We start from the raw sequence: 23,361 nt of genomic DNA, 5'->3' as shown, positions 1-23,361 counted from the left end.
GATGCATGCGTTCGTGTTGCATCTGGTCTCGGCTCGTTACCCTTTGTCACGATACAGGGGTCAACGTTGGCTAGTCTGTGGACGTTGATCGAAACAGCACCGACTTATGCGGTGCCTTTTCCCAGGGAGAAAAACCATGAAGAAGATTGTCGCGGCTCTCGCATCGGTACTGCTCGTTTCTACGGCGTTCGCACAAACGACGGTGCCTCCTGAAGCAGGCAAGGCACAACTGAAGACAAACGGCGAAAAAACCGAAGCGCAGGCTACTGCCAACAAAAAGAAGGCAGAAGCTCAGAGCGACGCTGACAAGGCTCAGGCGTCGGCGAACGAATCCAAGGCTTCGGCTCAGGCCGACGCAGACAAGAAAGCAGCGAAGATAAGCAAGGCAACGACGCCGAAGGACGCGTCGGATGCGCACGCAGACGCAACCAAGGCGCAAGCAACGGCAGACAAAAAGAAGCACAATGCGCAAGCCGATGCTGACATGAAGAAGCGCGAGACCGAGAAGAATGCCCACGTGGCTCAAGCGAAGGCCGACAAGGAAAAGGTCGAGGCGCAAGGCGACGCAAATAGTAAAGCCGCAGATGCGAAGGTCGACGCTGCCAAAAAACAATAGATTGCTATTGTGACATCTGCCTGCAAGGGGGCAGGAAACAATGCCGGATGATCAGCATCTGTTTCGAGGGCGGGCCTCCAGGCTCGCCCTTTTCAATGACACTGCATTCCGGATAGCAAACTGAGAGACCAGCGGGCGTATATCTGTGAAGCCCTAACGTTGCCTCGACCCTTTCTTCGGATGCGGTGACCCGGTCGTAGCCAGCGGCGACCCGGTGCCGGCCCGAAGGCGGCAGGCGCAACTCTCCGAAGCGGTCATTCATCGATGGTGAGCGACTGCGACTAACAATGTGGCGAGGTCTGCGCGGCGAACCGCTACCGTCCATGCAACCGAATGTCAATGAGAAGCATGATGTGTCGGCGACCGCCCTGCCAGGATCTGTCAAGACGGCGTTGTCACGTTAAATTGCTCGCGACGCAATAGCGGAGAGGGCATCGGCTTGCTCAAAAAACGGACGGAACTTGGGTGATCTCAGTGAAACGACGCCAGGCAGCGAAGGGTGCCGCAATCTGTTTGCGATAGAGCGAGGCACGTAGCAGGTGTCGCTTGAGCGCGAAGTGCTGACGGATCGGCCCGAAGCTTGATAAGAAAGCCTGCGTGCGTTCAGGATCGCGAAAGCCCCGCATGCGTCGCTCACGTTCACGCGTCGGCTGATGACTGTTTTCAGCCCGGTTATTGATCCGCGCGCTGGCTTTGACGAAAACGTGCTTTACGTGAGCCAGTGCGGGAATCTCGGCCTTCGCCGCCGCATAACTGCGCAGTTGATCGGTCACGATCTTGCGCGGAACCTCAGAGCACGAGGCAAGCACGCGCTTGAAAAACCGCTTCGCGGCAGCCTTGTCGCGGCGCTTCTGTAGCAGGATATCGAGTTCGGCACCGTGTTGATCGACGGCGCGGCACAACAGATAAGGCTCGCCGCGTAACGTCACAAATACTTCGTCAAGGTGCCATGTGGTGCCGGGCTTGCGACGCGTCGCTTTCACACCGTGTGCGAAGCGCGCACCGAATTTATCGCACCAGCGTCGGATCGTTTCGTAACCGACGATAACCCCGCGCTCGAACAACAGTTCTTCGATATCGCGCAGGCCGAGCTGAAACCTGAAATACCAACGCACCGCGCAACTGATCACCGATGCCGGAAAGCGACGGCCGTGGTACAGCGATTTGCGTTTTTCATCACGCGATCTTACTCGACCATCTCGGCAACGTGACAGTGCCGCCGCAACCTGTGCGAAAGCATCGCAGTTGCCGGCTACGGGAAGACGGGTCGCTTTATTTCCCGTAGACGGTTGTCGCGAACATTCGCGTCATGCCTCTGACAGGATGCCGATAACATGATGCGCGTGACATGCACCCTGCGTGTTGACTACTGGGTGGCGCCCGCCAGGTGCTTTCTCTTCGCGAGTTCCTGAGCCATCGTGTAGTGCTCCTGAATCGTCGGCAGTGCCTTGCGCGCTGCGTCCTTCAATTTCTCATTGCGCCCGGACTCGGCTTCCGCCTTGAACACTGACAACGACCTTTGTCCGCCGCCGAGCGCGACCTGCTCGATGTAGGTCTTGTCGAACTCGCCGCCACGCAGGTTCCGGATGCTGTCGAGCGCGGCGGCATCCGGCTCATTCCGCGGCACCTTGACCCCGCGCGGGGTGGCCGCGCGCAATTCTTGCTCGATTGTCGCATTGTCGTTGGCGACGCGCTCCGCAAATGCCTTCACTTCACGATCACCTGATCGTGCAGTGGCAATGCGTGCTGCATCCCGCTGGGTCAATACCGCTTTCGTTGCATCCGTGATGAACGCCTCGTCGTTGCCATGTAACCTCGCGGTGTTCTCGTGCGCCGGTTGTGGCGGCTGTCCCGTCTGCGCATGAGCCGCGGCCGAGACCACGAGAAGACCGGCCACGCATGCGCTGGCGATCGAATGGATGGGAAGGCAAATCATACGTTCTCATTTCGGTTGTCATCGTAAAGACTCGGAGGTGGAGGCAGCGGCATCTGTGCAGGCTTCACTGACGCATGGCATTCCAGGAGCCACCAATCATCGGAGGTGAAACGACTGGTAGCCTGGTCTGGCAGCATGATGGACGGATTCTTCAGGGACGATGCGGTAGTTCAAACACAAACATAAGACGTCAGAAGCCGAAAAAGAAACCGCGCCCCAGGCCAGGTGCGCGGTGCAATCTTTCAGATCAGCATGGCCGGTTCGGCTTCGCCCTTCATGCCACACCGTTACGGTCTGCGTGGAAACTCGAAGGCGTCGGACAGATCGCCGATCGCGGGCGCATTGACCGGCACATACGGATGCGTCTGCAACTGGATCGGGTTCGGCAGATTGTCGCGGCTTCTGTGCGTGACCGGCTTCAGATGCCAGTTGCGTTCGATGAATTTCAGGATCGAAACGTGATCTGCGTACTGGTGCACGACACGGCCACCACGCGAGTATGGCGACACGACGATCATCGGAATGCGCGGGCCGTCGCCGAAGAAATCCAGCGGCTGGATGTAGCCTGAGTCGTAATAGCCGCCGCCTTCATCGGTCGTGACCAGAATCGCCGTCGAAGCCCACAGGCTCGGGTCGCGCTGCACCTTATCGACCAGCTTGTGGACGAACGATTCGAAAAGCCCGAACTTCGACGACTCCGGGTGCCCGTCGAGCAGCCCGCCCGGCTTCACGAACGACACCGCTGGCAGTGTACCGTTGGCAATATCCGCGTACAGCTCGGTCGTATCCTGCAGGTGCGCATTGACGAGCGCGGGGTTCGTCATGATCGCGGTTTCATACAGGAACGGGTTGCAGATATTGCAGTAGACACTCGCGGCCGGAGACTTCACGAACGTATTCCAGCCTTCGCCGTAGTACTTCCACGAGATGTTCTTTTCGATCAGCGTATCGGCGATCGTCCGCACCGGCGATGGCGGAATCGTGAACGGGCTTGTATTGACCGTGCCGTCCCTGTTGTAGCCGGGGTTGTAGTTGTTCAGCAGGTAATACGTGTTCGGCGCGCACTTCGCTTCCGGCTTGTATGGCAGGCGGGCCAGGTAGTGGCGCAGCGCGCCGACGCCGGGCTGATGACTGTCCGAGCAGTTGCTGTACGAGCCACCTGAATAGCCGTCCTGCGTGTACCAGTTGTTAGTGTTCGGCTGCGGCAGCGGATTCTCAATCTGATCCGCGGGCGGCTTTGCGGCATTGCCGTTGCCGTCCGTGAAGTAGAGCGCGTCGCCGGTGCCGATCATGATGCTGTTCGCGCCCGTGCCGCCCATCACCGGCTGGTGATAGTTATCGCTGATCGTGAATTGGCGCGCGAGATGCGTGAAGTACGGCATGTCGCCGGTATTCACGTTGTAATAGCCGAGCGCGGTCGCGCCTTCGCCAGTCGTCTGGTCGTTGAAGTTCGCGGGCCGCGGCTTGCCGTTCGAACCGGCGCCCACCGACGTCTCCACCCAGGCGAACAGATCCATCTGGCAACCGCTCGGATTATCGAGCGTGGCTTGATCGATATTGCAATCGGCCTGTTGCCAGTTCTGGTAGAAGCGGTGCACCGGGCTGTTGATGTACTGGTCATAGTCGGGACCGACGCGCGAGATCTGATACGGTCCATTCGGCAGGTTGTACGTGTTCGAGCCGAAGCGCGTATCGACGCTATGCTGCGGCAAGCCGCTCGCGCCAGTGGTCAGGTGCACGACGTCCCACGGCTCCATCATTGCGCCCTCGACCGCCTGCGCCGCGGCGAGCGTGGCAAACGGCGGCGGACTGGTATCGCTCGACGCGCTTGCCGTACCGCCGGTATTCGGCGCCGGCAGGACGGTATACGGCTGCTTGCCGCCCGGCGCCATCTCGAAGCGCTTGGGGTCTGTGGCAGTGGCCGTGTATTGCGCTGCCAGTGCGAAGTTCGGGCCCGGGCGGCCATCGGCCGTGATGATGCCCTTCGACAGCAGGTTCGAGATCGTCTGCCCCCGGCGCGGGGTGTAAGCGCCGAATACGTGATCGAACGTGCGGTTCTCCCCGACAACCACGATGACGTGCTTGATCGGCGACGCGGTGTTCGCTACGGCAGCCTGCTGCTGGCTTTGCGCAAGAGCTGGCCCGATGGCTGCGGCAAGCGCGACGGAAACGGCGCCGCCAAGCAAGCCGCCTTTAACTGTTGATGTACCAACTGCATTGACGATTTTTTTCACGAACGCCTCCATGACGTCACCCGGACGAGAGCAAGCGGTAAGGTCGCGTGTGGAAACGACGGGCAGCCTTGTGTGGAAACGCTGCCTCTCTTGCAAAGCGTTACAGCACCCAGAAGGCCGCAGGAAATCGAATGGCGTCGCTCTTCAACGACTTGCTCGTGCTCGCAGACGCAGACAGATTCAACATGATCGCCATTTCTTTCCGCCTTTCTTTTACTTCGGCTGCGACGATGCTAGCTCCGTGGATGACGACAAAAATCGAAAATAAATCGTGAAAATATGCGCGCGTCATGCGTGAAAATCGACGCCGAGCGTCAATCGCTCGTCACGCCCTGGCCCTGCGACGCGCAGCGAAGGGCAGTGCTTTTCTCCAAGCGGATGGGCACGACGCCGCTGCGCCACAGAAAGCACGATGCATGAGCGCACGCCTGACCTACCGCTCATGGTCGTGGAGCACGTGGAAACCTTCGACTGCGGGTTGTGATCTAGTCAGCATCACGCCATTGTTCTTTCGAATGAGTAACCATGACGTTACCCGGACTAGCCCAACTTTCGCGATTCGCGCCATCGGCTCAGTCTAAGTCATTGATTTTCAATGACACGAGGTGCAAAGGTCTTCACTACAGAGCGTAGGTTTCGGGAGCAGGGACGGCGGATGGCCGGGCCGTGATTTTCGGCGGTGGCTGTGCGGGCAGTTTGAGACGCAGATGGTCGAGCAGGAGGCGGTGTTCCGGTTCCGGCTGCGTGTAGCGCGAGAGGATCAGGTGACGTCCGTCCGTGGTTGGCAAATGAACGTCGACCATCTGCATGGTCTTGAATGTGTCCAGTGCTGCGCGAGGCGTCAGGCCCGGAGCTGCGCGCTTGAGCTGATATTTGAGCGTGACCTGCAGACAGTACGCCAGGAAGGCGACGAAGATATGGGCTTCGATACGCTCTTCCTTGGAATGGTAGATTGGCCGGATTGATAAGTCGTGCTTACGTTCCTTGAACACCTGCTCGACCTCGGTGAGCTGCGTATAGAAAGTCCAGAGCTGCGCCGGATCGTGATCTGATAGGTTGGTGCGCAGCAGATATCGTCCTTCCCGACGCCGCACCTCGCGCAATTTGATGCGATCCAGCTCAAAGCGAAAGGTGTCCGCCGTCACGACCTCGTGGCTTTGTGGCAACCTCAGTTTGATCAGTCCGGCGGCTCGCCCGGCGTCCTGTTTGGCGGCCCCCACCTTCATCATCAGGTGATCGCGCGTGAGGCTTTGCTCCTGCAACTGCTTGAGCCGTTGCACATAGCGCTTCAGACGGCGCTGGCGCATGCTACGCTCCTTGCCGATCCGCTGCTCACTAACGGCAAGCACATAGGTTTCGCTCTCGTGGGGCAGGCGCTTGACTTGCACGCCGTCTCGCACCTGTTCCCACGACGCTGACAGGAAGGACTGCTCCAGCTTGCTCAAGCGTCCCTTGGGTGTACCAACCAGATAAGAGGCGCCCATCTCACGCATTTGTGCCAGCGTCTCTTCCGTCGGAATACCGCGGTCCATCACCCAGATTCGATTCGCTTTGCCGTATCGCGATTCGATGCGCTTGAGCAGATCCGACAGTGTGGTGCAGTCGGCGGCGTTACCGGCCAGCACTTCGTAGCTCAAAGGAAAGCCTTCCGGCGTGACGATCAGGCCGATCACGACCTGTCGGCAGTCGCCGCGCTTGTCGCGGCTGTAGCCGTATTGACGCTTGTCCGGTGCTTCTCTCGGCGTGTCGCTCTCGAAGTAGGTGCTGGTCAAATCGTACAGCAGCACGTCGAAAGAGGCGCCGAACAGTTCGCCCCAGCGCTGCTTCAGAAACAGCATCAAGGCGTCCTTGTGGGGCAGCAGCTTATCCAGGCAGCGATACAGCGTGTCTTTCCCGGCCAGCGCAAAGTCGGCCTCCAGGAGATCGGCCATCGCGCTCGATGTGAACCAGTGCCGGTGCAAGCGCCATTCCGAGCCGGGATCGATCAGTCGATACGCAACTAAGGTTTGCAACACCTGCAGCCAACGGGTGCCCTTGCGGGAGGCCGGCAGGCGCGCCGACCAGAATTCGTCCATCCCCAACTGCTGCCACAGCACACACGACAGCCAGCACGCACCCCATTGCCGCGGACGCTTCAATTGCATCTCGCTCAACCGCACGCCGATCACCTTCGCATCGTCTACCGGCAGCGTCCCTTCGGCAAACAGTGCGATCTGACGTTTGGTGCCTTCGTCGAAGACCTCGATCGTCTTGCGCCAGGCGAGTTGCTGACTATCGTTGATCTCGCCGAGGTACAGGACTTGACGTTGCACTACCTTGCCATTCAATAAGCGCCGGTTCTCCACCACACTCCAGTAGTGGTGCGTCTTGCCGTCCTTGATCCGTTGGGTGCGCTTGAGGAACATGCGCCCCACTCTGAGCCGCACACAGTCCTTGATAACAGGATGGACTACCCACCGTAAATGGGGAAGGACCGCGCCAATTCACTGCTAACGACCTCTGCATGAAGGGCCAGTCAGCAGGCGAGCAACAAGAGAGAACAGCGTCCCAACAGTTTTCGACGTCCGGCCCAGCGGTTTTGTCAAATTGACGGCAGCGCCGGATAGCGCGGCGCTCCTGACCGTCAGTGTGGTGCTGTGCCGTGCAGAGGCCAACATCGTGGTCGCGCGTACGGTTCGGGTGCAGATCGGCGGGAGAGCGAAGAGTCCCGCTGTATTCATATACGCGCTGCCATAGAGCGCCGTGTCGATCCGGGAACATTGAATTTATAAGCAATCGCCGCTGCTTCGGTTTGCTTTCTTAACCACTATATATGGACCCCTGATAGATCATCTTTAATCATCCGGCGCCAGAGATGCTGCCTGATTGGCGATATAGTCAACGTGCCAGCGCAGGGGGACTTCTGCGCGACGGGACGCCGCGATTCGCGTTTGCCACTTTGTCACGAAGACGATACATATTGCGTATCACTGTAGTTGCACAGGCGCATTGAATCGGATGGCATCGTCCTTGCGTTCCACGAATCTTCAGTATCCAACCAAAGGAGGTCGACAATGAATCTCGATTTGACGTTCCGTGCAGGCGAAGCGACGGTGTTCGCCGCCCCCGGCCAGGTGACTGATGCGATGCCCGAAATCCTGATAGGCCGTGTCGACGGACCTGTCGGTCACGCGTTCGCCAACATGATGGCGCAGAGCAAGGGACACACGGCCATGTTCGCGATCCGCGCGTGCAATCAGATGGTGCGCCCTGCCACCATGATCGTCCCCAAGGTGACGCTCAGGGACATGACCACCATCGAGCTATTCGGTGGCGTCGTTCAGTCGGCTACGGCGGATGCAATAGTCGATTGCCTGATCGAGGGCATCCTGCCCAAAGATCAGGCCAACGAGCTATGCATCGTCAGTCTCGTGTGGATCGATCCACGCTGCGACACAGAGACAAACCTCGACAAGAAGGATATGTATCGCACGAACTACGAGGCGACCAAGCTCGCCATTCAACGTGCAATGAACAACGAGCCGAGCGTCGACACGCTTATCGCCAACCGGCACTCCATCAAGCATGATATGGACGACTGGAGCTGAAGCGCGTGCAGGTTGCGGTGCAAAACGTACTGGCCTTTCGGCAACCGCGTATGCGCGCCCCGTTCCAGCGCATCGGGCGGGTGTTTCCGCCAGAGTTGGTATTGCCTCTACCCCCTCAGGTAGAGGCCAGCACGATGCCAGCTCACCTATCATGGACGCACTGGCATCAATTCGGACGACGCGCTGTGCCGCCGACTTGCCCAGGGCGTTGCCGTGACCGTTACAAGAGCATGTTGTATGAACGTGGATACCGAAGCAGGCTCCTGTCGCAATGAGCTGACCCGTCTGTTGGGTGCCAGCATCCGATCATTTCGGCTGGCATGGGCGGACCAGCACGCTCCGAACTCGCAGCAGCCGTTTCCGAAGCAGGTGGATTCGGCTTGCTTGGAATGGTGCGCGAAACGCCCGAGTTGATCGAACGTGAAATCGCCGCCGTGCGCGCCGCCACGCAGCGTCCGTTCGGCGTCAACCTGATTCCCGCAGCGACCGAGCCGTCGCTGTTTGCCGCCGAACTCAGCGTCTGCATTGCGGCTCGCGTTCCCGCGCTGTGCTTCTTCTGGGATGTCGTGCCCGAGGTCATCAAGCAGACGAAGGATGCCGGGGTTATCGTGCTGTATCAGGTCGGCTCGCTCGAAGACGCGATCGCGGCTGAACAGGCCGGCGCCGATGCCGTGATCGTTCAGGGTATCGAGGCGGGCGGCCATGTGCGTGGCCGAGCTGGAATCCTGACGCTGCTTCCCGAGGTCGTGCGGCATCTGCGCGTGCCCGTGGTCGCGTCGGGCGGAATCGCGACGGGCGGCGGGCTGATCGCTGCGCTCGCTCTGGGTGCATCCGGCGTGCATTGCGGCACGGTGTTCCTGACAACGCACGAGTCGTTCGCACACGACTATCACAAACAACGCGTCTGCGAGGCGCGCGCTGGCGACACCGTCTACACCGACCTCTTTGCAATCAACTGGCCGCCCAATTCACCCGTCCGCGTGCTGGCCAACAGTGTGACCGACGAAGCTCACGGGCAGCTTTTCGGACACCACCCGGACCAATTGCCCCGCGAAGTGATTGCGCATGAGGACGGACGGCCGATCTACCGTTTCAGCACCGATTCGCCGTTGCGCACCACGGTTGGGGATCTGGAGAAAATGGCGCTCTTCGCAGGCGAATCGTCCGCGCTAGTGAGCGCGCGCACCTCGGCCGCCGACGTGATCGCTCGCATGTTGCGTGAGGCGAATGAGGCTCAGCGCCGCATCGCCGCCTACGGGACGTCGGTCATGACAGGCGCGAGATAAAAGCCAGCAAACGTGAGGACATCATGGAGACGAAACGGCAATCTGTGCACCAGCTGATCGGTGGCGAAGCGGCACTCGCGCGTCTCGTAAAAACGTTCTACGACATCATCGAAAGCGACCCCGACGGCGCGATCATTCATGCGCTGCATTTAAAGGGCTTCGGGCTCGCGCACGTGCGCCAGGCACAATTCGAGTTTCTGTCGGGCTACTTCGGCGGACCGCAGTACTACCTGGAGCGGATGGGCCACGCGAGTCTGCGGTACATGCACGAGCACATCGAAATTGGGCCTTTGGAGGTCGAGGCCTGGTTGACATGCATGAAAAAGGCAATTCTGGCACTGGGCTATGACGCTCACGTCGAGGCGACGCTGATGCGGCATTTCACGCGAAGCGCTCAAGCGCTGCAAAACAAGGCGTAGCGAGCGTCGCGAACTGTCTCGCGGGTCTCGCGGGTCTTGCGGGTCTTGTGGGCTTTGCGCGTTTTGCGGATGTGGGATGTAACGCGGAGATGTTCCCGCGAAGTCGAATCCCAATCGAATTGAATTGTTGTAGGTCCCCTCTCCTGCACTTCCTCGTATCGAGCACCGCCGCGCGCCCGATCTCTGCTCGATTACCCGCATACTGCGCCGCGTATTGGGCCTTCCGCGCGTCTACCCCCTCAAACCATATTGACAAGCGTGCATCGAACAACAAATATTGTCGGGAAACTTTGTTGACCAATGGGAACCAGCAGGAACAGCCGGATCGTTGACAACCGCCGGTGCTGCCGGCACGTCCAAGGAGTTGCCAGGATGGAACACGCAATTCGCAAGCGCATCGAGCAAATGTTCTCCCGCGACCGACGCATGGCGCAAATCGCTCTTCTGCTGCTCTGGATCACGTTGGGCTATGTCTATTTCGCCATCACTTCGCAGACGACTGATTCGTCCGTGCGCATCGCGCTCACCATCGGCGTGGGCGCAGTGCTTGTTTTCAACTCCGCGTCGATTCTTGCCATGATCCGTCATTACAAGGAAGACAAGGATCACATCTACGGCCTCGACATCCGTCACCTCGACGAGAACCGCGCACGCAAGGCAGAACTTGCACAGCGCGACGACGAAGCGCTCAGTCCGGCCGTCAAGTAAGCGCTCGAACCCAGAGCTTTCACGCATGCTGATGCGCCCTCCCGTCGCCACGCAGGCGATCGGGCTGTACCCGCACTGCTTCGGGGCGTGCAATCCGAAATGCCAACCAGAAAGGAGGCCTGCAATGGCAGCCGATTATGTGCCACCCGTCCAGAAAGGCTTCGGCCAGTTTGTCGACAGCATCTTTCTGCTCGTGCTCGTTTATTGCAGTTTGCTTGCGCCGCTGTTGCTCAAGACGCCCGACAAACCGCCAGAAGCCGAAACGGCAAAAGCGCACGTGACGTGGAAAGAGCTTGGACAAAACCCCGCCATGGAAGCGCAATGGCGAAAGCTCGGCTATGACGCTCAACAGGCCAAGCCGATCATTACCAGCCGTTTCGATTACCAGATCGAACCCGTCTCGCTCATCGTGACGGCGCTCGTAATCGTCGGTTATTTCGTCTTCGTGTTGCGCGTGTCGGAAAGGCAGTACCGGCAAGTGATCGCGGAAAAATTTGGAGAGACATCGTGAACTTCTGGCAATGGCTAAGCAATGCAGCGTGGGGCCTGTCAATTCTGATCTTCGCGTGGATTCTCATCGACGCGCTCAAGGTCCACCGCGACTATGACGACGATTTCCTGATGAGTTCGACGGAAGGTAACGAGTAGATCGACAGACCGACGACGGGCATCATGCCGCAGAGGAGCAGCTCATGAGTGACGCAGCGGGAGTAGCACAGTCAGGCGAGCGCATCGCGCTACTGAAAGTGTTGGGGCCGATTCACGTGTGGGCGCTCGGCGTCGGCATCGTGCTCGTCGGAGAGTTCATGGGATGGAACTTCTCCGTCGCAAAGGGTGGTGCATATGGATCGCTGATCGCGTGCTGGATCATTGGCCTGCTCTATACGTGCGTCGCGATGATCGACTCGGAGGTGACGTCGACCGTCGCGGCCGCGGGCGGGCAATACACGCAGGCAAAGCACATCATCGGGCCGCTGATGGCCTTCAACGTGGGACTCTATCTGGTGATGGCGTACACGATGCTCGAAGCCGCGGACGCCCTCGTGGTCGGCGATCTGATCAAGGCCGTCGCCACCGACTCGGGCTACGCGAACTTCGACTCGCGTCCATTTACGCTTGTCACGATCGCGTTTCTCGCATTGCTCAACTATCGAGGCGTCTTTGTCACGCTCACGGTCAACTTCGTGATCACGGCTGTGGCGTTCATTGCGATCGTCGTGTTGTTTCTCGGTGTTGCGCCGTGGCATCCAGGGCAAACGCTGATTCATCATGAGTTGCTCACGCAACTGCCGTATGGATGGCTGGGCGTCATCGCGGCCTTGCAATTCGGCATGTGGTATTACCTCGGTATCGAAGGCACCTGTCAGGCTGCGGAAGAGGTACGCTCGGCCGGCCGCTCGATTCCACTCGGCACGATGTGCGGCATGATCACGCTGCTCGTCGCGGCGGCCATGACGTGGTATGTCGCCACCGGCCTGATGCCGTGGGAATATCTCGGTCAGGCAGTGACCCCGCTCTACGACGCAGCACGGCTCTCCGGCAGCAAGGGCTTGCAGACGCTGCTCTTCGTGGGCACGTTGTTCTCGGCGGTCGCGTCAGCCAATGGCTGCATCAACGATGCATCACGCGCATGGTTCTCGATGTCACGCGATCGCTATATGCCAGTGTGGTTCGGCGCCGTGCATCCGCGTTACCGCACGCCTTACCGCGCGATCATTTTTCTCGTGCCGATTGCCATTTCGTTTGCGTTCACGGGCCTGCTCGACCAGGTGATCACGTTCTCGATTCTCTCTGGCCTGCTCGGTTATACGTTCATGTCGATCAATATCGTCAAGTTCCGCCGGCAGTGGCCTCTTGGCAGCATCAATCGAGGCTATATCCATCCGTTCCATCCGATTCCCGCGATTGTGTTGGCGATACTGTGCATTGCGACTTACTTTGCAACCTATCTCGGCTATGGCACTTCGCTGCTGTCGATCATGGCGTTTTACATCATGGCCTCGATCTGGTTCGCGCTGCATCGCTACAAGTACGTGAAGCGCGGCGATCAGTTCACGATGGACTGGCCACGCCCGAAGCATTACTGATGAGGCGCTTCTTGACATGCAATCGACCGGGATCGTCCTTGCCGTCGCCTTTCTTGCCGTGCTCGCGCTGATGCACCAGCGCGATCACCGTGCACTGAGAGAGGAACGACGCAAACTATTCGACGCGTGCTTCACGCTCTTCGAACGACATCGCCTGACACAGGACGCCGTCGCCTGGCCCGTGCTGGCCGGTACCTATGACGGGTATGACGTGCATATTGCACCGCTCGTCGACGACGTCGGGTTTCGCAAGGTGCCGTCGCTCTGGCTGCGCGTGACGGTCAAGCGCGCATTGCCGATGTCGGGAACCATCGATATGCTCGCGCGCGCACAGAACACGGAGTTCTATTCACCTGCCGATGGCTTGCCCGTGCGGATCGCGACGCCGCACGCATGGCCAGCCCAGATGACAATCAAGGCCGACAGGCCCGCTGCGCAACTGCCGCTTGCCGTGCTCGATCCTCATGTGAAGCGATTCTTTGCCGACCCGCGCGCGAAGGAGATGCTAGTGACGCGGCATGGCGTGAGGATGGTCTATCAGGCACACGGTGCCGAGCGCAGCGAGTATCTCGTGCTGCGTCGGGCCGTGTTTCGCGACGCGCGGTTGCCGGCGACGCTGGTCAGATCGCTGCTGGATCAGGCGGTACAGGTGTGCGCCGATGTGATGAAAGGAGGTGTTCATGGTCAAGCCTAAGACCGCACGGCCGGTTCATCCGTATATCGTGCTGCTGGCGGCCGTGCTGTTGCCGGGCGCCGGGCAACTGATCAACAGGATGCCGACGCGCGCGCTGATCATGCTGTTTTTCATGCTGTCGCTTGGGTTCGTCACCATGCAGCTTGCCGCGCCGGGGCGCTCGTTTATCGGGCGGCATGCGGGAGGCGTGTTCGTCTATGCAATAGCCGTGATGGATGCCTATTTGATCGCCCGGTATCGCTGGGAGATGTTTCGTAGTCGGCTCGCTGTTTGATGACGACCTTCTGACCGGCTTATCGGCACAGGCACAGGCACAGGCCACTGTGTTGGCCGCGCTTCATGTCGCTCTGCTTCATGGTCTGCCAGTACGTACGCGATGCGCGAAGCAAATCAAAGAAAACCATCGCAAGCATCACATCACCCACAACCACCCTTCCCTGTTCTGCCTACCTATTTAGTCGTACCCCGACTAACGGATTGAGCATTTGCCGACGATAAGAAACGATCTCATCTGTGGTGACAATGCCGCAGACCAATCAAACGATCGACTTAATGGAGTGTTCTATGGCAAATACCTGGCGAATCTCGGCTCTCGCGGACCGCCATCGCGCGTTGGGTTCCAGCCTCGAGGACTGGAACGGCATGGGCACGGCCTGGACCTACTCGACGGACCTCGCCGACCACCACGAGGCGATACGGACCAAAGCCGGACTGATGGATGTGTCCGGCCTGAAAAAAGTCCACTACGTAGGCCCTCATGCCGAGAGCCTGCTCGACTGGGCCACGACGCGCGACATCAGCAAGCTCTACCCGGGCAAATCCGTCTACGCCGCAATCCTCAACGAAGACGGCAAGTTCATCGACGACTGCATCGTCTACCGTACCGGTCCCAACGCGTTTATGGTCGTGCATGGCGCGGGCACAGGCTACGAACGGCTGGTGCGTTCCGCGCAAGGCCGCCAGGTTGCCGTGCTGTTCGACGACGATCTGCATGACCTTTCGTTGCAAGGACCACGTGCGGTGGATTTCCTCGCGGAGCATGTCCCCGGCATCAGAGAACTGCCGTACTTCCATCATGTGCAAACGCGTCTTTTCGGCCGGCCCGTGATGATCTCCCGCACAGGTTACACGGGGGAACGCGGCTACGAGATTTTCTGCAAAGCCGCCGATGGCCCGTTCATATGGGACACGATACTGGCGAAAGGTGCAGGCTTCGGCATCGTTCCATGCGCATTCCTTGCGCTCGACTGGCTGCGCGTCGAGAGCTACCTGCTCTTCTTCCCGTATGACAATTCGGAAATGTACCCATTTGCGGACGAAAAAGCGGGCGACACGTTGTGGGAACTGGGCCTCGACTTCACGGTATCGCCGGGAAAGACCGAGTTCTGTGGTTCGCGCGAGCATTTCCGCCTGGCGGGCAAAGAGCGCTTCAAAATTTACGGTGTCGAGATCGCAGCGTCGAAAGCCACGACTGCGGGCGACACGCTATGGCACGCCGGAGAACAGGCCGGCGTCATCACTTGCGGAATGTACTCGCGGCTGACTGGCCGTTCACTTGCGATTGCGCGTCTGAATGTCGATAAGGCCCGCGACGGCGTCGCGCTCGAAGTGAAAGGCAGCCTCGATGCACGTGCAACCGCCAGGCCGCTCCCATTCGACGACCCTGAAAAGAAAAAGCGCACGGCGGTTGGATAGACACGCGTTACCTACCCTGAGGTATTGTGGGACGCCCGTTGCGCATTGCACCATGGGTGCGTGAATCGCTATTCAAAATCGACAGATGGCGGGCGCGAAGGGTGCGCGCCATGTGATCAAGAGCCGTAAAAGCTGACGCCGGTCGCGACTGTGCTCGTCATGTGGCCATCCCGTCATTTCGCCGTGTTTCCGGCGCAGTGGAGAATCGAGCTTGAACAGAACCGAATATATTGCCCAGATCAAGGCAGCTTACGAAGCGAACTCTACGGGGAAACGTGGTTCGCCATCATGGCCAGAGATGCGATCACACCGGACCGACGGCGCAAGCTCGCCGCGATCGCGCAACTCGAATACCAGACGCGTATCCGTATGACGCCGCTGATCACCCGCCTCGGCATCACCGGGATCGACGAAGCGGCTCAACGTGAAAAGGGAATGCGGCTCGCCCGGCAACACGCGAGGCAGTCGTGGCCGGCGTTCATCGGATGGTTTATCGATGAGATCGGGCGCTTCGTGACGCTTTACGACGAGATGGAGCGCAACAGCACGGAAGAGGACGCAGCAATACTAGCCGAACTGGCACGCCATGAACGCGCGTTGCTCGAATTCGCCTGCCTTGAAGCAGAGAGCCTGCCCGACCGTTCGCTCGAACCCGTGCTCGCGCTGCTGGACACGCAGAATGCCGTGAACACCGGCTGAAACAGCGTTCACGCCAGGTCAACGGCGTCGCCCCCGACGTCCCATCCGGAAGCAGCCAGCACATGATCGAGTACTTTCTTCGGGTCGGTCCTGCCATGTCCGATCGACGCGCAGCCAATCCGCGTCGGCACCTTGAACTCATGACCCTCCACGCGAACAGGCCCTTCAAGCAGTTTCTGCAGATTCTCCTGCAGTTCGTCCAGCACGGCGTCCGGATTCTCCGCTGCACGTTGCGCCAGTTGCTGCGCATCGCCGCACCACGCAAGCGCATCCGCGCTGAAATCGACCACGAGCACGACGAACACATGCGGGTCGAGCAACGTCGTGCAATTGAGCTGTCCTTGCGTCACCTCGAGCCGCCTGCCGATGTCGATCATCACCCGATCCGCGTAGTCCTGGCCAAAGCGCGTTGCAACGTGTTCAAGTTCGCCGACGTTGATCGCGAAGACCGCGCACGGCAGCGCGGTTCGCGCCGAAATGGCCGCGGAAAACTCCAGCCGGTCGATAAACATCGACACGCTCGTGAGCCCCGTCGAGTGCTCGAACGTCAGCCGCCGCCGGGCGTTTTCCTCGACCATCTGCCGGCGCGCCACCTCCACGATGAAGCCTTCGAGTCCCATCAGCTCGTCGCGAGCCGAATAGACACCGCATCCCTGATCCCACACCCACTTGGTCTGACCGGAGCGGTCCACGATCCGGTAAGTCAGCTCGTAGGGCTCGCGAGCCACCACCCGCGCCTGCACCTCGTTCCATACGAATTCGCGATCATCCGGATGAATCAGCGAGCGGAATGTCATGCGGCTTTCGTCGATCAGCTCGAATGCTTCGTAGCCCGTCAGATCGAAGCATCCCTCGCTGACGAATTCCATCGACCAGTCGCGATTGTTTTGCCCGCGATAGATCATCGCCCGCAGATTGGACAGCAGCGTGCGCAGGCTGTGCCGACTTGCGCGCAGCGCTTCTTCGTTGCGGCGTCGATTCGACACGTCCGTCACGAGACCGACGGCGCCGACCAGATTCCCCTCATCGTCGGTCACGGCGTGGCAGCGCAGTTCGACGTGAGCCGTCGTATTGTCGGCGCGAATGAGCCGCGCTTCCGTTACCAGTTCGCTCAGGTGACCGTCGAGCAGCGCCTTCACGCGCGCATTCAGCGTTTCGGCGTCTTCGGGGTGATAGAACGACGAGAGCGGCTTGGGCTCCGCATCGGTGCCGACCGCGCGCACGAGGTTGCGCCAGGCAGGATTCCAAAAGATCAGACGTAACTCGCGGTCGACGCGAAAGAGCGCCTGAGGCAGTTGCAAAACGGCATCCTTGCAATGGTGCAGCAGTTGCAGCTCGCTGCGCTGTGCGTCCACGCTCGTATAAGGCGCGGGAAACTGCAGCAGCGTCATGCTCGAGCCCCGCGCGCGCAACGCCGTGACGGAATGCAGACGGAAACCGCCGTCGCCATAGGCAATCCGCAAAGAGCCCGAGGTGCGCTCCTCCCCGTCGCGAGACTGGGTGAGCAATGCGGTCAGATCGAGCAGCGACTGCGGATGCACGAGGTTGCTGAACGGCATCCCGACGATTTCATCCGCGTAGGGCTCCCAGCGTGCATGTTTGAGAAAGGCGCTATTGACGAACACGAGCGCGTCGTTATCGAGCAGCACGGCGGGCGTCGAAAGATTGGCGGCAAACGCGCCGAGTTCAGGCGACGAGCCGGTCGCGCGCACGATGCGCGGCGCCGTGCGGCGCGCACCATACGCCATGCTGAGCAGCAATGCCGCAACGCACCCTGCCAGCCCGATCGAGACATACAATAGGCCATTGCTGTCGGAGCTGTATCCAAGTTTGGGAATCACCAGTGCAGCCACCGCAGCCAGCAATACCGTGGCGAACAGATAAACCGACATGAAGTTCTCGCTTCAGAAAACTGGATCACTGATCGTGAGCGCGTGCGTTGCGCGTCACGACTTTACCCGCCCATGAATATGGACAAGTCTGCGCCCATTCACCGTTATCCGCTATACGCAAAGGTCTGCCTGCTGCTGGCCTGCATCGTAGCCCTGATTGCGCTGCTCTACGTGGGCACGCTGATGCAGACGAGCGGAAATGAAGGCTTCAGGCAGACGCTGTTCTCTCTCGACGAAGCGATGAGATTGAGACACAGGGCGGCAGATCTGCAGTCGGGTACACCCGAAACGGCCCGTGCACTGAGGGAGCTGGCCGACTCGCTTGTTCGCAACGATACGCTACTGAACGACTGGAGGCAACGCGGTGCGCCGACGCCTGAACTCACTGCGTCGCTTGCGGCCGCGAACGCCGCGTCTGCGGCCGAACGCGAGAGCGTGCCGGATGCGAAGCTCGCGGCGCTCGACGCGCTGCGCTCGCAGGTTGCTTACCAGGCCCAGGTGCATACGGCCGTGCTGGGACTGCTGCAGGCCTGCACCGTATGCCTGCTGATCTTCGGCATCGTCTCGCTGGCATGGAGCGCCCGACGCGCGCTCCTCACGCGGCCGCGAGCGGCATTGCAGGCGCTCGCGCAAACGGGTGAGGCCGTGCCGCAAGGCCGTGATGAAATCGATCGCCTGCTCAAACTCCAGGCGCAACTCGCCGTGCGCCTGCGCACCGAGCAGGACGAGTCGGCCCGGCTCAAGCGGATCGTCGAAGACTATATTGCGTTCGCCGACCAGTCGCTCGAACTGCTGCATCACATTTGCGCGCAGCTCGCCGAAGAAGAGCCCTCCGGGCGGACACTCGAAGCCCTGCTGCAACGTCTCGTCGCCGTGCTTCGCGCGCGGCGCATCGCGCTGGTGATGACGGAAGCGACCGCGCAGCTGCTCGACGTCGATTCCGTCGTCTCGCCGAACGGCGATGTGCCCGCCATCGTGCGATCACGCGTCACGAACGAACTGATGACGCTCGTCGGCACCCACACCTTTTCACCGCTCGAAGGCGGCGAGGCACCGCCCGTGCTGGCCGCCCCCGTGCGCGTGCCGCTCGCGAGCTACGGCGTCCTGATCGCGGAAGGCGAGTCGGACACGCGCTTCGAGCAACGTCACCTGTACCTGATGGAGACCATCGCGAGCGTGCTGGCCCACGCGATCTCCAACGTCAGCCGCGATGTGCGCGACCGGCGCATGGCGTTGTTCGAGGAACGCAGTGCCATTGCGCGCGAGCTGCATGACTCGCTTGCCCAATCGCTGTCGTACATGAAGATTCAGCTTGCCCGCCTGCAAGCCGTGCTGCCGCCCGAACTCTCGCAAACCGACATCGCCGAAATTGCGCGCGGCATCCGCGAGGGCATCGACAGCGCCTATCGGCAGTTGCGAGAACTGCTGACGACGTTTCGTTCGCCGATGCATGCGCATGGCCTCGCTTCCACGCTCGAAGACCTCGCCGAGGAATTCGGCTCGCGCAGCGAGGTGCAAATCTCTATTGACAACCGTGTGCCGCGCGTGCGGCTGACGGTCAATGAGGAAATGCACGTCGCGCAGATCGTACGCGAAGCACTGACCAACGTGATTCGCCATGCGCGCGCGACGACGGCACAGGTGCAACTGATGTCCGACGGCCACGCGATGACGGTGGCGATCGAGGACGACGGCCGTGGCATCGACCGCACCCAGGGCGACGAACATCACTACGGCCTGTCGATCATGCGCGAGCGGGCCCGCAGCCTCGGCGGCCGGCTCGAAGTAAAGGCCGTGGAACGCGGCTCGCGCGTCGTATTGAGCTTTGTCCCGGCTGCGCTCGCCGCACACAAGGCGCGCGCCGTCAGCGGCGCGGGCGTGCGTTGAACGGATTCCTGAAGGCGATCCTAGAACTTGTGCGACATCGCAATCCGGGCGACCGCCTGATTGCCCGACGAAGACACGCCGCTCGAACCAACGATATGCGCGCCGTCAAAGTCGGTTCCCGTCTTGCCGTTCGTGTGCTGCCATGCGCCCTGTACATAGACAGAGGTCCGCTTGCTGAGACTGTAGTTCAGCATGAGCGCGACCTGATGCCAGTTTGGACTGTCGCTGCCGGTGGTGGATTCGAGCCGTCCGTGCGTATAGGTATATGCGCCGATCAGCGAGAGATCCGGCATCAGGTAATACTGGCCGTTGATCTCGACGTTGTCGAATTTCCATGATGTCCACGCCTGCGTGCCGATGTTCGGGGCATACGCATTTGCGGTGGGCGAAGTAACCGATACGTGCGAATACGCGAGCGACACATTGGCGTTTTCGGAGAACGTCCATTTCACGCCTGCGTCGATATTCTCCTGCTTCGGGGCGACGAATACTGCGTCGGACGTAATAGCGCCATCCGTCGTCGTACCTACTCCATTCAGATGCAGGTAAGCGACCACGAGGGACAGCGGCCCAACGGTATACGTTAGCCCCGCGCTATAGGCCCGGTTCGCGGAAAAGTTCGTCGTGTTGCTGAAACCGTACACGCCTTCCAGCTGGAACCCATACAAGGTCGGAGAGACGTACTTGATCGAGTTGTTGAGCCGGAAATCGAAGTCCGCATTGTCATTGTCGAACGGATGCGCAGCCAAGTCGCCGATCGAGCTTCCAGCAGCCGTGAACGGACTCCACATATCGACGGTTGCATCGTATTGTCGGCCAAGCGTGAGCGTGCCTGCCGATGTCGACGACAATCCGACGAATGCCTGGCGACCGAACAGGCGGCCGCCCTCGTTGAGCTGACCCGTATTCAGATTGACGCCGTTTTCGAGGGTAAAGATCGCACTGAGCCCGCCGCCGAGATCTTCCGTGCCCTTCAGGCCAAAACTGGTTTCCGCCGTGTCGCCGCTTACCATCGCGAAGCTATGATGGCCGCCTGAGTTGCTCGTGTAGTTCAAGCCCGTATCCAGCACGCCGTAGAGCGTCACGGAACTCTGCGCATAACAGTTTCCACTCACGCAGAGAGATACAAAGGCCGCATTGCGAAGCATGTATTTCATCTAGGGTTCCCCTTGGGCGATAGGCCGCCGCGCATCGGGCGGGCAACTGCCATGCGCGCACGCTCATCGCGCCGCCAAAGCGGTGCGATGAGCATTTCGATCAGACTGGGAGCGAACTACAGAACTGCGGAACTACAGGTATGGCTGCTCGATGGCGGGCAATTCGCCGGGGACTTCGGCATCTGCCTTTACACCCATGAACGCAGCAAGGCGCCGCGAAAAATGATCGCGCACGAAGAGCTGCAGTCCACAGCCGCCGCAAGCGACGATGTTTTGCGTGACGCGCTCGTTGAACGCGTGACAGTGAATGCAGTACACGCGCCGCTGCAACGTGCCGCTGTGCTGCAACCGGATGGCTTCGGGCGCAAGCGCGTAGCGCTGCGCAATGCGCCCGACGGACCAGATGAACGGCTCACTGCCGAGCGCATAGATGCGCAAGCCGACGGTCGCCGTCGCCGGGTCGCGCAACGCCTCGTCCAACGCATCGAAGAGCGCGGCTTCGTTCGCGAACGTGCGCTCTCTCGCACCGTGAAACGTGACGCCTGCCCCATGCTTCGCGGGGTCATTCACTTCCCACACGTCCATCGGCAGGAGCCCTGCGAGCGCGAGACTCACGCGCACGCAATCCTCGTTGCTCGCGCCGTTCGTGACGAACCAGTGGCGCGTGCCGTGCGGGTCGGGAGCAAGCGGCACGTATTCGGGTCGGCTTTTGTTGGTCGATATCATGGCTGTTCGATCCGTTCGACAGGAGGTTCAGTAGATAGCGAGGCTATGCGTCACCGCGACGACCACGATTCCCGCCACCACCGTCACGTATGGCAGGATGCCGGCGCGCCGGGCGACGCGGCCCGAGCCGACGAGTTGCATATCCTCTTTCATCGCATCGGGGAAATGCCCTTTGTCGGTCACGTAGTGGCGGAACAGGAACACGGGCAGAATCAGCGCCGCGAAGCACAGTCCCGAGATCAGCGTGCCCGAGCCCCAAATGTCCGCGCCCATGCCGAGCAGCGCAAGATTGACGAACGAAAACAGCGTACCGAGTGCGAGCAGCCAGTTCGGCGCACGGAACGGCCGGCTCCAGTCGGGTCGGTCCAGCCGGTGAATCCACGCTGAATTGAGGTTCAGGAAGTTGAAGATGATGTAACCGACATTCGACATCGCCAGCACGAATACATAGTCGGACATCAGCAGCAGGACCAGGTTGAAGCACAGGTCCGTCCACATCGCGCGCGTCGGCGCGCCGTGCTCGTTGACGTGCGACAGGTACTTGGGCAGCCAGCCATCGACGGATGCCTGATACAGCGTGCGCGAAGACCCCGCCATCGACGTCATGATCGCCAGCACGAGCGCCAGCACCAGCATCACGATCAGCACGCGCTCGACCAGCAGCCCGCCGTGAATCATCGGTGCCATCGCTTTCGCGACGCCCATCCCGCTATAGATATCGGGCGAGAGCATGCCGTCGTACACGGCCGGCGTAACGATATTGCCCGCTGCATCCTTGACGGCGGGCGAGACCATATGGCCGAGACCCAGCACGCCCTGGAACGCCAGCGGCACGACGGTGAACACGAAGATGCACAAGAGGCCCGAATACAGAATGGCCTTGAACGTGTCGACCTTCGGATTGCGGAATTCACGCGTATAGCAGACGGCCGTTTCGAAGCCGTATGTGGACCACGCCGCAATGAACAGCCCGCCCGCCATCAACGTGATGCCCGCGCGATCCCAGGTGCCGTCGACGATCTGACCGGCGCCGTCCTTCGCGAACGGCACGAGCGGAAAGAGGTTGTGCATCGGCAGGTCGCCGCTGAAAAGCGGCACTGTCCCGACGAGGATCAGCGGAACGAGGGCGGCCACGCCGAGTATCGTCTGGATGCGCGCTGCGTTCAGAATGCCGCGGTGCTGGATCGCGAACGTGATGAGCAGCACCACGGCGCCGAGTATGAATGTCGAATTGATCCGCAGGCTCAGGCCCGAACGTATCCAGTCGAGATTCACCAGCGTGATCTGCCAGGTATTGATCGCCGCGTCCGCGGGAAACAGCACGGAGAGAATGTAGCCGGCCGCGAGTCCCGAACCGATCGCGAGCACGGGCGACCACGCGAACCAGTTGCACCAGACCGACAGTGGTGCGAACAGCTTCGAATACCGAACCCACGCGATCGCGCCATAGACGGAGGCGCCACCCGACTTGTGAGGAAAGAGACCCGCAATCTCCGCATACGAGAACGACTGAATGAAGCCGAGCCCGATCGAGATGATCCATACCGCCCAGGACAGCTTGCCGACCGTCGCCGCGATCGAACCGATCGAAAAGAGCACGAGCGCGGGCACGCCGCTCGCCACCCAGAATGCACCCGTCCAGCTGATCTTTCGATGCAAGGTGCCGTCGACTGTTTCGACGGCGTAGTCTTCGGAAACCGCACTCATAACTGTCGTCCTTTTTCCGGTGGAATACCGA

The 23,361-nt window shown here is 60.4% G+C and carries 22 protein-coding genes; 14 read left to right on the top strand and 8 right to left on the bottom strand.

Going from position 1 to position 23,361, the window contains the following annotated elements; genetic code table 11:
- Positions 1–136: 136 nt before the first annotated feature.
- On the top strand, positions 137–616 hold the full coding sequence (locus GCT13_RS14360) for a hypothetical protein (RefSeq protein WP_152759070.1): 480 nt from the start codon (positions 137–139) through the stop codon (positions 614–616).
- Between the two features lie 443 nt (positions 617–1,059).
- On the opposite strand, the gene GCT13_RS14355 is transcribed toward GCT13_RS14360, so the two are convergent.
- The 3 genes from GCT13_RS14355 to GCT13_RS14345 all read right to left on the bottom strand — a co-directional run bounded on the left by GCT13_RS14355 (position 1,060) and on the right by GCT13_RS14345 (position 4,798).
- Positions 1,060–1,830: an IS6 family transposase gene (locus tag GCT13_RS14355; RefSeq protein WP_152759067.1), complete on the bottom strand. Its 771-nt coding sequence runs from the start codon at positions 1,828–1,830 to the stop codon at positions 1,060–1,062.
- 152 nt (positions 1,831–1,982) lie between these two features.
- Positions 1,983–2,552, bottom strand: coding sequence for a DUF4142 domain-containing protein (locus GCT13_RS14350; protein ID WP_152759064.1), 570 nt, complete (start codon positions 2,550–2,552; stop codon positions 1,983–1,985).
- Between the two features lie 287 nt (positions 2,553–2,839).
- Entirely contained in the window at positions 2,840–4,798 is a 1,959-nt protein-coding gene (locus tag GCT13_RS14345) for an alkaline phosphatase family protein (protein WP_152759061.1), read from the bottom strand.
- A 119-nt stretch (positions 4,799–4,917) separates the two neighbouring features.
- On the opposite strand from GCT13_RS14345, the gene GCT13_RS48330 reads away from it, so the two are divergent.
- Positions 4,918–5,061, top strand: coding sequence for a hypothetical protein (locus GCT13_RS48330; RefSeq protein ID WP_193727660.1), 144 nt, complete (start codon positions 4,918–4,920; stop codon positions 5,059–5,061).
- Positions 5,062–5,406: 345 nt separating this feature from the next.
- Here the strand turns inward: GCT13_RS48330 and GCT13_RS14340 are convergent, their stop codons facing one another.
- Entirely contained in the window at positions 5,407–7,191 is a 1,785-nt protein-coding gene (locus GCT13_RS14340) for an IS1634 family transposase (protein ID WP_152759058.1), read from the bottom strand.
- Positions 7,192–7,839: 648 nt separating this feature from the next.
- On the opposite strand from GCT13_RS14340, the gene fae reads away from it, so the two are divergent.
- The 11 genes from fae to GCT13_RS14290 all read left to right on the top strand — a co-directional run bounded on the left by fae (position 7,840) and on the right by GCT13_RS14290 (position 15,961).
- Positions 7,840–8,373 carry a formaldehyde-activating enzyme gene (gene fae / locus GCT13_RS14335; protein WP_152759055.1) on the top strand — a complete coding sequence of 178 codons (534 nt, stop codon included), beginning with the start codon at positions 7,840–7,842 and terminating at the stop codon, positions 8,371–8,373.
- Positions 8,374–8,678: 305 nt separating this feature from the next.
- Positions 8,679–9,659 (top strand): NAD(P)H-dependent flavin oxidoreductase, encoded by a 981-nt coding sequence (locus GCT13_RS14330; protein ID WP_407670798.1) that lies wholly within the window; start codon positions 8,679–8,681, stop codon positions 9,657–9,659.
- A gap of 23 nt (positions 9,660–9,682) precedes the next feature.
- Positions 9,683–10,078 carry a group II truncated hemoglobin gene (locus GCT13_RS14325; RefSeq protein WP_152759050.1) on the top strand — a complete coding sequence of 132 codons (396 nt, stop codon included), beginning with the start codon at positions 9,683–9,685 and terminating at the stop codon, positions 10,076–10,078.
- 372 nt (positions 10,079–10,450) lie between these two features.
- Positions 10,451–10,786, top strand: coding sequence for a hypothetical protein (locus tag GCT13_RS14320; protein ID WP_152759048.1), 336 nt, complete (start codon positions 10,451–10,453; stop codon positions 10,784–10,786).
- A 124-nt stretch (positions 10,787–10,910) separates the two neighbouring features.
- Positions 10,911–11,297: a hypothetical protein gene (locus tag GCT13_RS14315; protein WP_152759045.1), complete on the top strand. Its 387-nt coding sequence runs from the start codon at positions 10,911–10,913 to the stop codon at positions 11,295–11,297.
- The gene (locus tag GCT13_RS48325) at positions 11,294–11,434 is read left to right on the top strand and encodes a hypothetical protein (protein WP_193727671.1); all 141 of its coding nucleotides are present in this window, start codon (positions 11,294–11,296) and stop codon (positions 11,432–11,434) included. Before GCT13_RS14315 ends, GCT13_RS48325 begins: the two co-directional genes overlap by 4 nt.
- Before the next feature lie 44 nt (positions 11,435–11,478).
- Positions 11,479–12,873, top strand: coding sequence for an APC family permease (locus GCT13_RS14310; protein WP_152759042.1), 1,395 nt, complete (start codon positions 11,479–11,481; stop codon positions 12,871–12,873).
- A 16-nt stretch (positions 12,874–12,889) separates the two neighbouring features.
- A complete protein-coding gene (locus GCT13_RS14305) occupies positions 12,890–13,567 on the top strand; it encodes a hypothetical protein (RefSeq protein ID WP_152759040.1) in 678 nt (225 codons plus the stop codon).
- The gene (locus GCT13_RS14300) at positions 13,554–13,841 is read left to right on the top strand and encodes a hypothetical protein (protein ID WP_152759278.1); all 288 of its coding nucleotides are present in this window, start codon (positions 13,554–13,556) and stop codon (positions 13,839–13,841) included. The genes GCT13_RS14305 and GCT13_RS14300 overlap by 14 nt, the downstream gene beginning before the upstream one ends.
- Before the next feature lie 290 nt (positions 13,842–14,131).
- A complete protein-coding gene (locus GCT13_RS14295) occupies positions 14,132–15,262 on the top strand; it encodes an aminomethyltransferase family protein (protein WP_152759038.1) in 1,131 nt (376 codons plus the stop codon).
- A 183-nt stretch (positions 15,263–15,445) separates the two neighbouring features.
- Positions 15,446–15,961, top strand: a complete 516-nt coding sequence (locus GCT13_RS14290) for a hypothetical protein (protein WP_321574351.1) — start codon at positions 15,446–15,448, stop codon at positions 15,959–15,961.
- 8 nt (positions 15,962–15,969) lie between these two features.
- Here GCT13_RS14290 and GCT13_RS14285 read toward each other — a convergent pair whose 3' ends face one another.
- A complete protein-coding gene (locus tag GCT13_RS14285) occupies positions 15,970–17,853 on the bottom strand; it encodes a sensor domain-containing diguanylate cyclase (RefSeq protein WP_152759036.1) in 1,884 nt (627 codons plus the stop codon).
- Positions 17,854–17,925: 72 nt separating this feature from the next.
- On the opposite strand from GCT13_RS14285, the gene GCT13_RS14280 reads away from it, so the two are divergent.
- Positions 17,926–19,740, top strand: a complete 1,815-nt coding sequence (locus tag GCT13_RS14280; protein WP_152759034.1) for a histidine kinase — start codon at positions 17,926–17,928, stop codon at positions 19,738–19,740.
- Positions 19,741–19,760: 20 nt separating this feature from the next.
- Here the strand turns inward: GCT13_RS14280 and GCT13_RS14275 are convergent, their stop codons facing one another.
- From GCT13_RS14275 to GCT13_RS14265, 3 genes are all read right to left on the bottom strand, one after another.
- On the bottom strand, positions 19,761–20,897 hold the full coding sequence (locus GCT13_RS14275; RefSeq protein WP_152759032.1) for a porin: 1,137 nt from the start codon (positions 20,895–20,897) through the stop codon (positions 19,761–19,763).
- A gap of 132 nt (positions 20,898–21,029) precedes the next feature.
- Positions 21,030–21,623 (bottom strand): dimethylamine monooxygenase subunit DmmA family protein, encoded by a 594-nt coding sequence (locus GCT13_RS14270; protein ID WP_152759030.1) that lies wholly within the window; start codon positions 21,621–21,623, stop codon positions 21,030–21,032.
- A gap of 27 nt (positions 21,624–21,650) precedes the next feature.
- Positions 21,651–23,330: an APC family permease gene (locus GCT13_RS14265; RefSeq protein ID WP_152759028.1), complete on the bottom strand. Its 1,680-nt coding sequence runs from the start codon at positions 23,328–23,330 to the stop codon at positions 21,651–21,653.
- Positions 23,331–23,361: the final 31 nt, after the last annotated feature.

Source organism: Paraburkholderia franconis (assembly GCF_009362735.1).
GTDB classification, from domain to species: Bacteria; Pseudomonadota; Gammaproteobacteria; order Burkholderiales; family Burkholderiaceae; genus Paraburkholderia; species Paraburkholderia franconis.
This window is presented reverse-complemented; position numbering and strand designations above follow the sequence as displayed.

What these genes read in the sequence shown, in the direction of transcription:
- GCT13_RS14285 (WP_152759036.1), bottom strand. Translation starts at nt 17,853, where the DNA reads ATGTCGGTTTATCTGTTCGCCACGGTATTGCTGGCTGCGGTGGCTGCA.
- GCT13_RS14325 (WP_152759050.1), top strand. Translation starts at nt 9,683, where the DNA reads ATGGAGACGAAACGGCAATCTGTGCACCAGCTGATCGGTGGCGAAGCG.
- GCT13_RS14300 (WP_152759278.1), top strand. Translation starts at nt 13,554, where the DNA reads ATGGTCAAGCCTAAGACCGCACGGCCGGTTCATCCGTATATCGTGCTG.
- GCT13_RS14320 (WP_152759048.1), top strand. Translation starts at nt 10,451, where the DNA reads ATGGAACACGCAATTCGCAAGCGCATCGAGCAAATGTTCTCCCGCGAC.
- GCT13_RS14340 (WP_152759058.1), bottom strand. Translation starts at nt 7,191, where the DNA reads ATGTTCCTCAAGCGCACCCAACGGATCAAGGACGGCAAGACGCACCAC.
- GCT13_RS14310 (WP_152759042.1), top strand. Translation starts at nt 11,479, where the DNA reads ATGAGTGACGCAGCGGGAGTAGCACAGTCAGGCGAGCGCATCGCGCTA.
- GCT13_RS14280 (WP_152759034.1), top strand. Translation starts at nt 17,926, where the DNA reads ATGAATATGGACAAGTCTGCGCCCATTCACCGTTATCCGCTATACGCA.
- GCT13_RS14315 (WP_152759045.1), top strand. Translation starts at nt 10,911, where the DNA reads ATGGCAGCCGATTATGTGCCACCCGTCCAGAAAGGCTTCGGCCAGTTT.
- GCT13_RS14345 (WP_152759061.1), bottom strand. Translation starts at nt 4,798, where the DNA reads ATGGAGGCGTTCGTGAAAAAAATCGTCAATGCAGTTGGTACATCAACA.
- GCT13_RS14305 (WP_152759040.1), top strand. Translation starts at nt 12,890, where the DNA reads ATGCAATCGACCGGGATCGTCCTTGCCGTCGCCTTTCTTGCCGTGCTC.
- GCT13_RS14265 (WP_152759028.1), bottom strand. Translation starts at nt 23,330, where the DNA reads ATGAGTGCGGTTTCCGAAGACTACGCCGTCGAAACAGTCGACGGCACC.
- GCT13_RS14295 (WP_152759038.1), top strand. Translation starts at nt 14,132, where the DNA reads ATGGCAAATACCTGGCGAATCTCGGCTCTCGCGGACCGCCATCGCGCG.
- GCT13_RS14350 (WP_152759064.1), bottom strand. Translation starts at nt 2,552, where the DNA reads ATGATTTGCCTTCCCATCCATTCGATCGCCAGCGCATGCGTGGCCGGT.
- GCT13_RS14360 (WP_152759070.1), top strand. Translation starts at nt 137, where the DNA reads ATGAAGAAGATTGTCGCGGCTCTCGCATCGGTACTGCTCGTTTCTACG.
- GCT13_RS48330 (WP_193727660.1), top strand. Translation starts at nt 4,918, where the DNA reads ATGGCGTCGCTCTTCAACGACTTGCTCGTGCTCGCAGACGCAGACAGA.
- GCT13_RS14270 (WP_152759030.1), bottom strand. Translation starts at nt 21,623, where the DNA reads ATGATATCGACCAACAAAAGCCGACCCGAATACGTGCCGCTTGCTCCC.
- fae (WP_152759055.1), top strand. Translation starts at nt 7,840, where the DNA reads ATGAATCTCGATTTGACGTTCCGTGCAGGCGAAGCGACGGTGTTCGCC.
- GCT13_RS14275 (WP_152759032.1), bottom strand. Translation starts at nt 20,897, where the DNA reads ATGAAATACATGCTTCGCAATGCGGCCTTTGTATCTCTCTGCGTGAGT.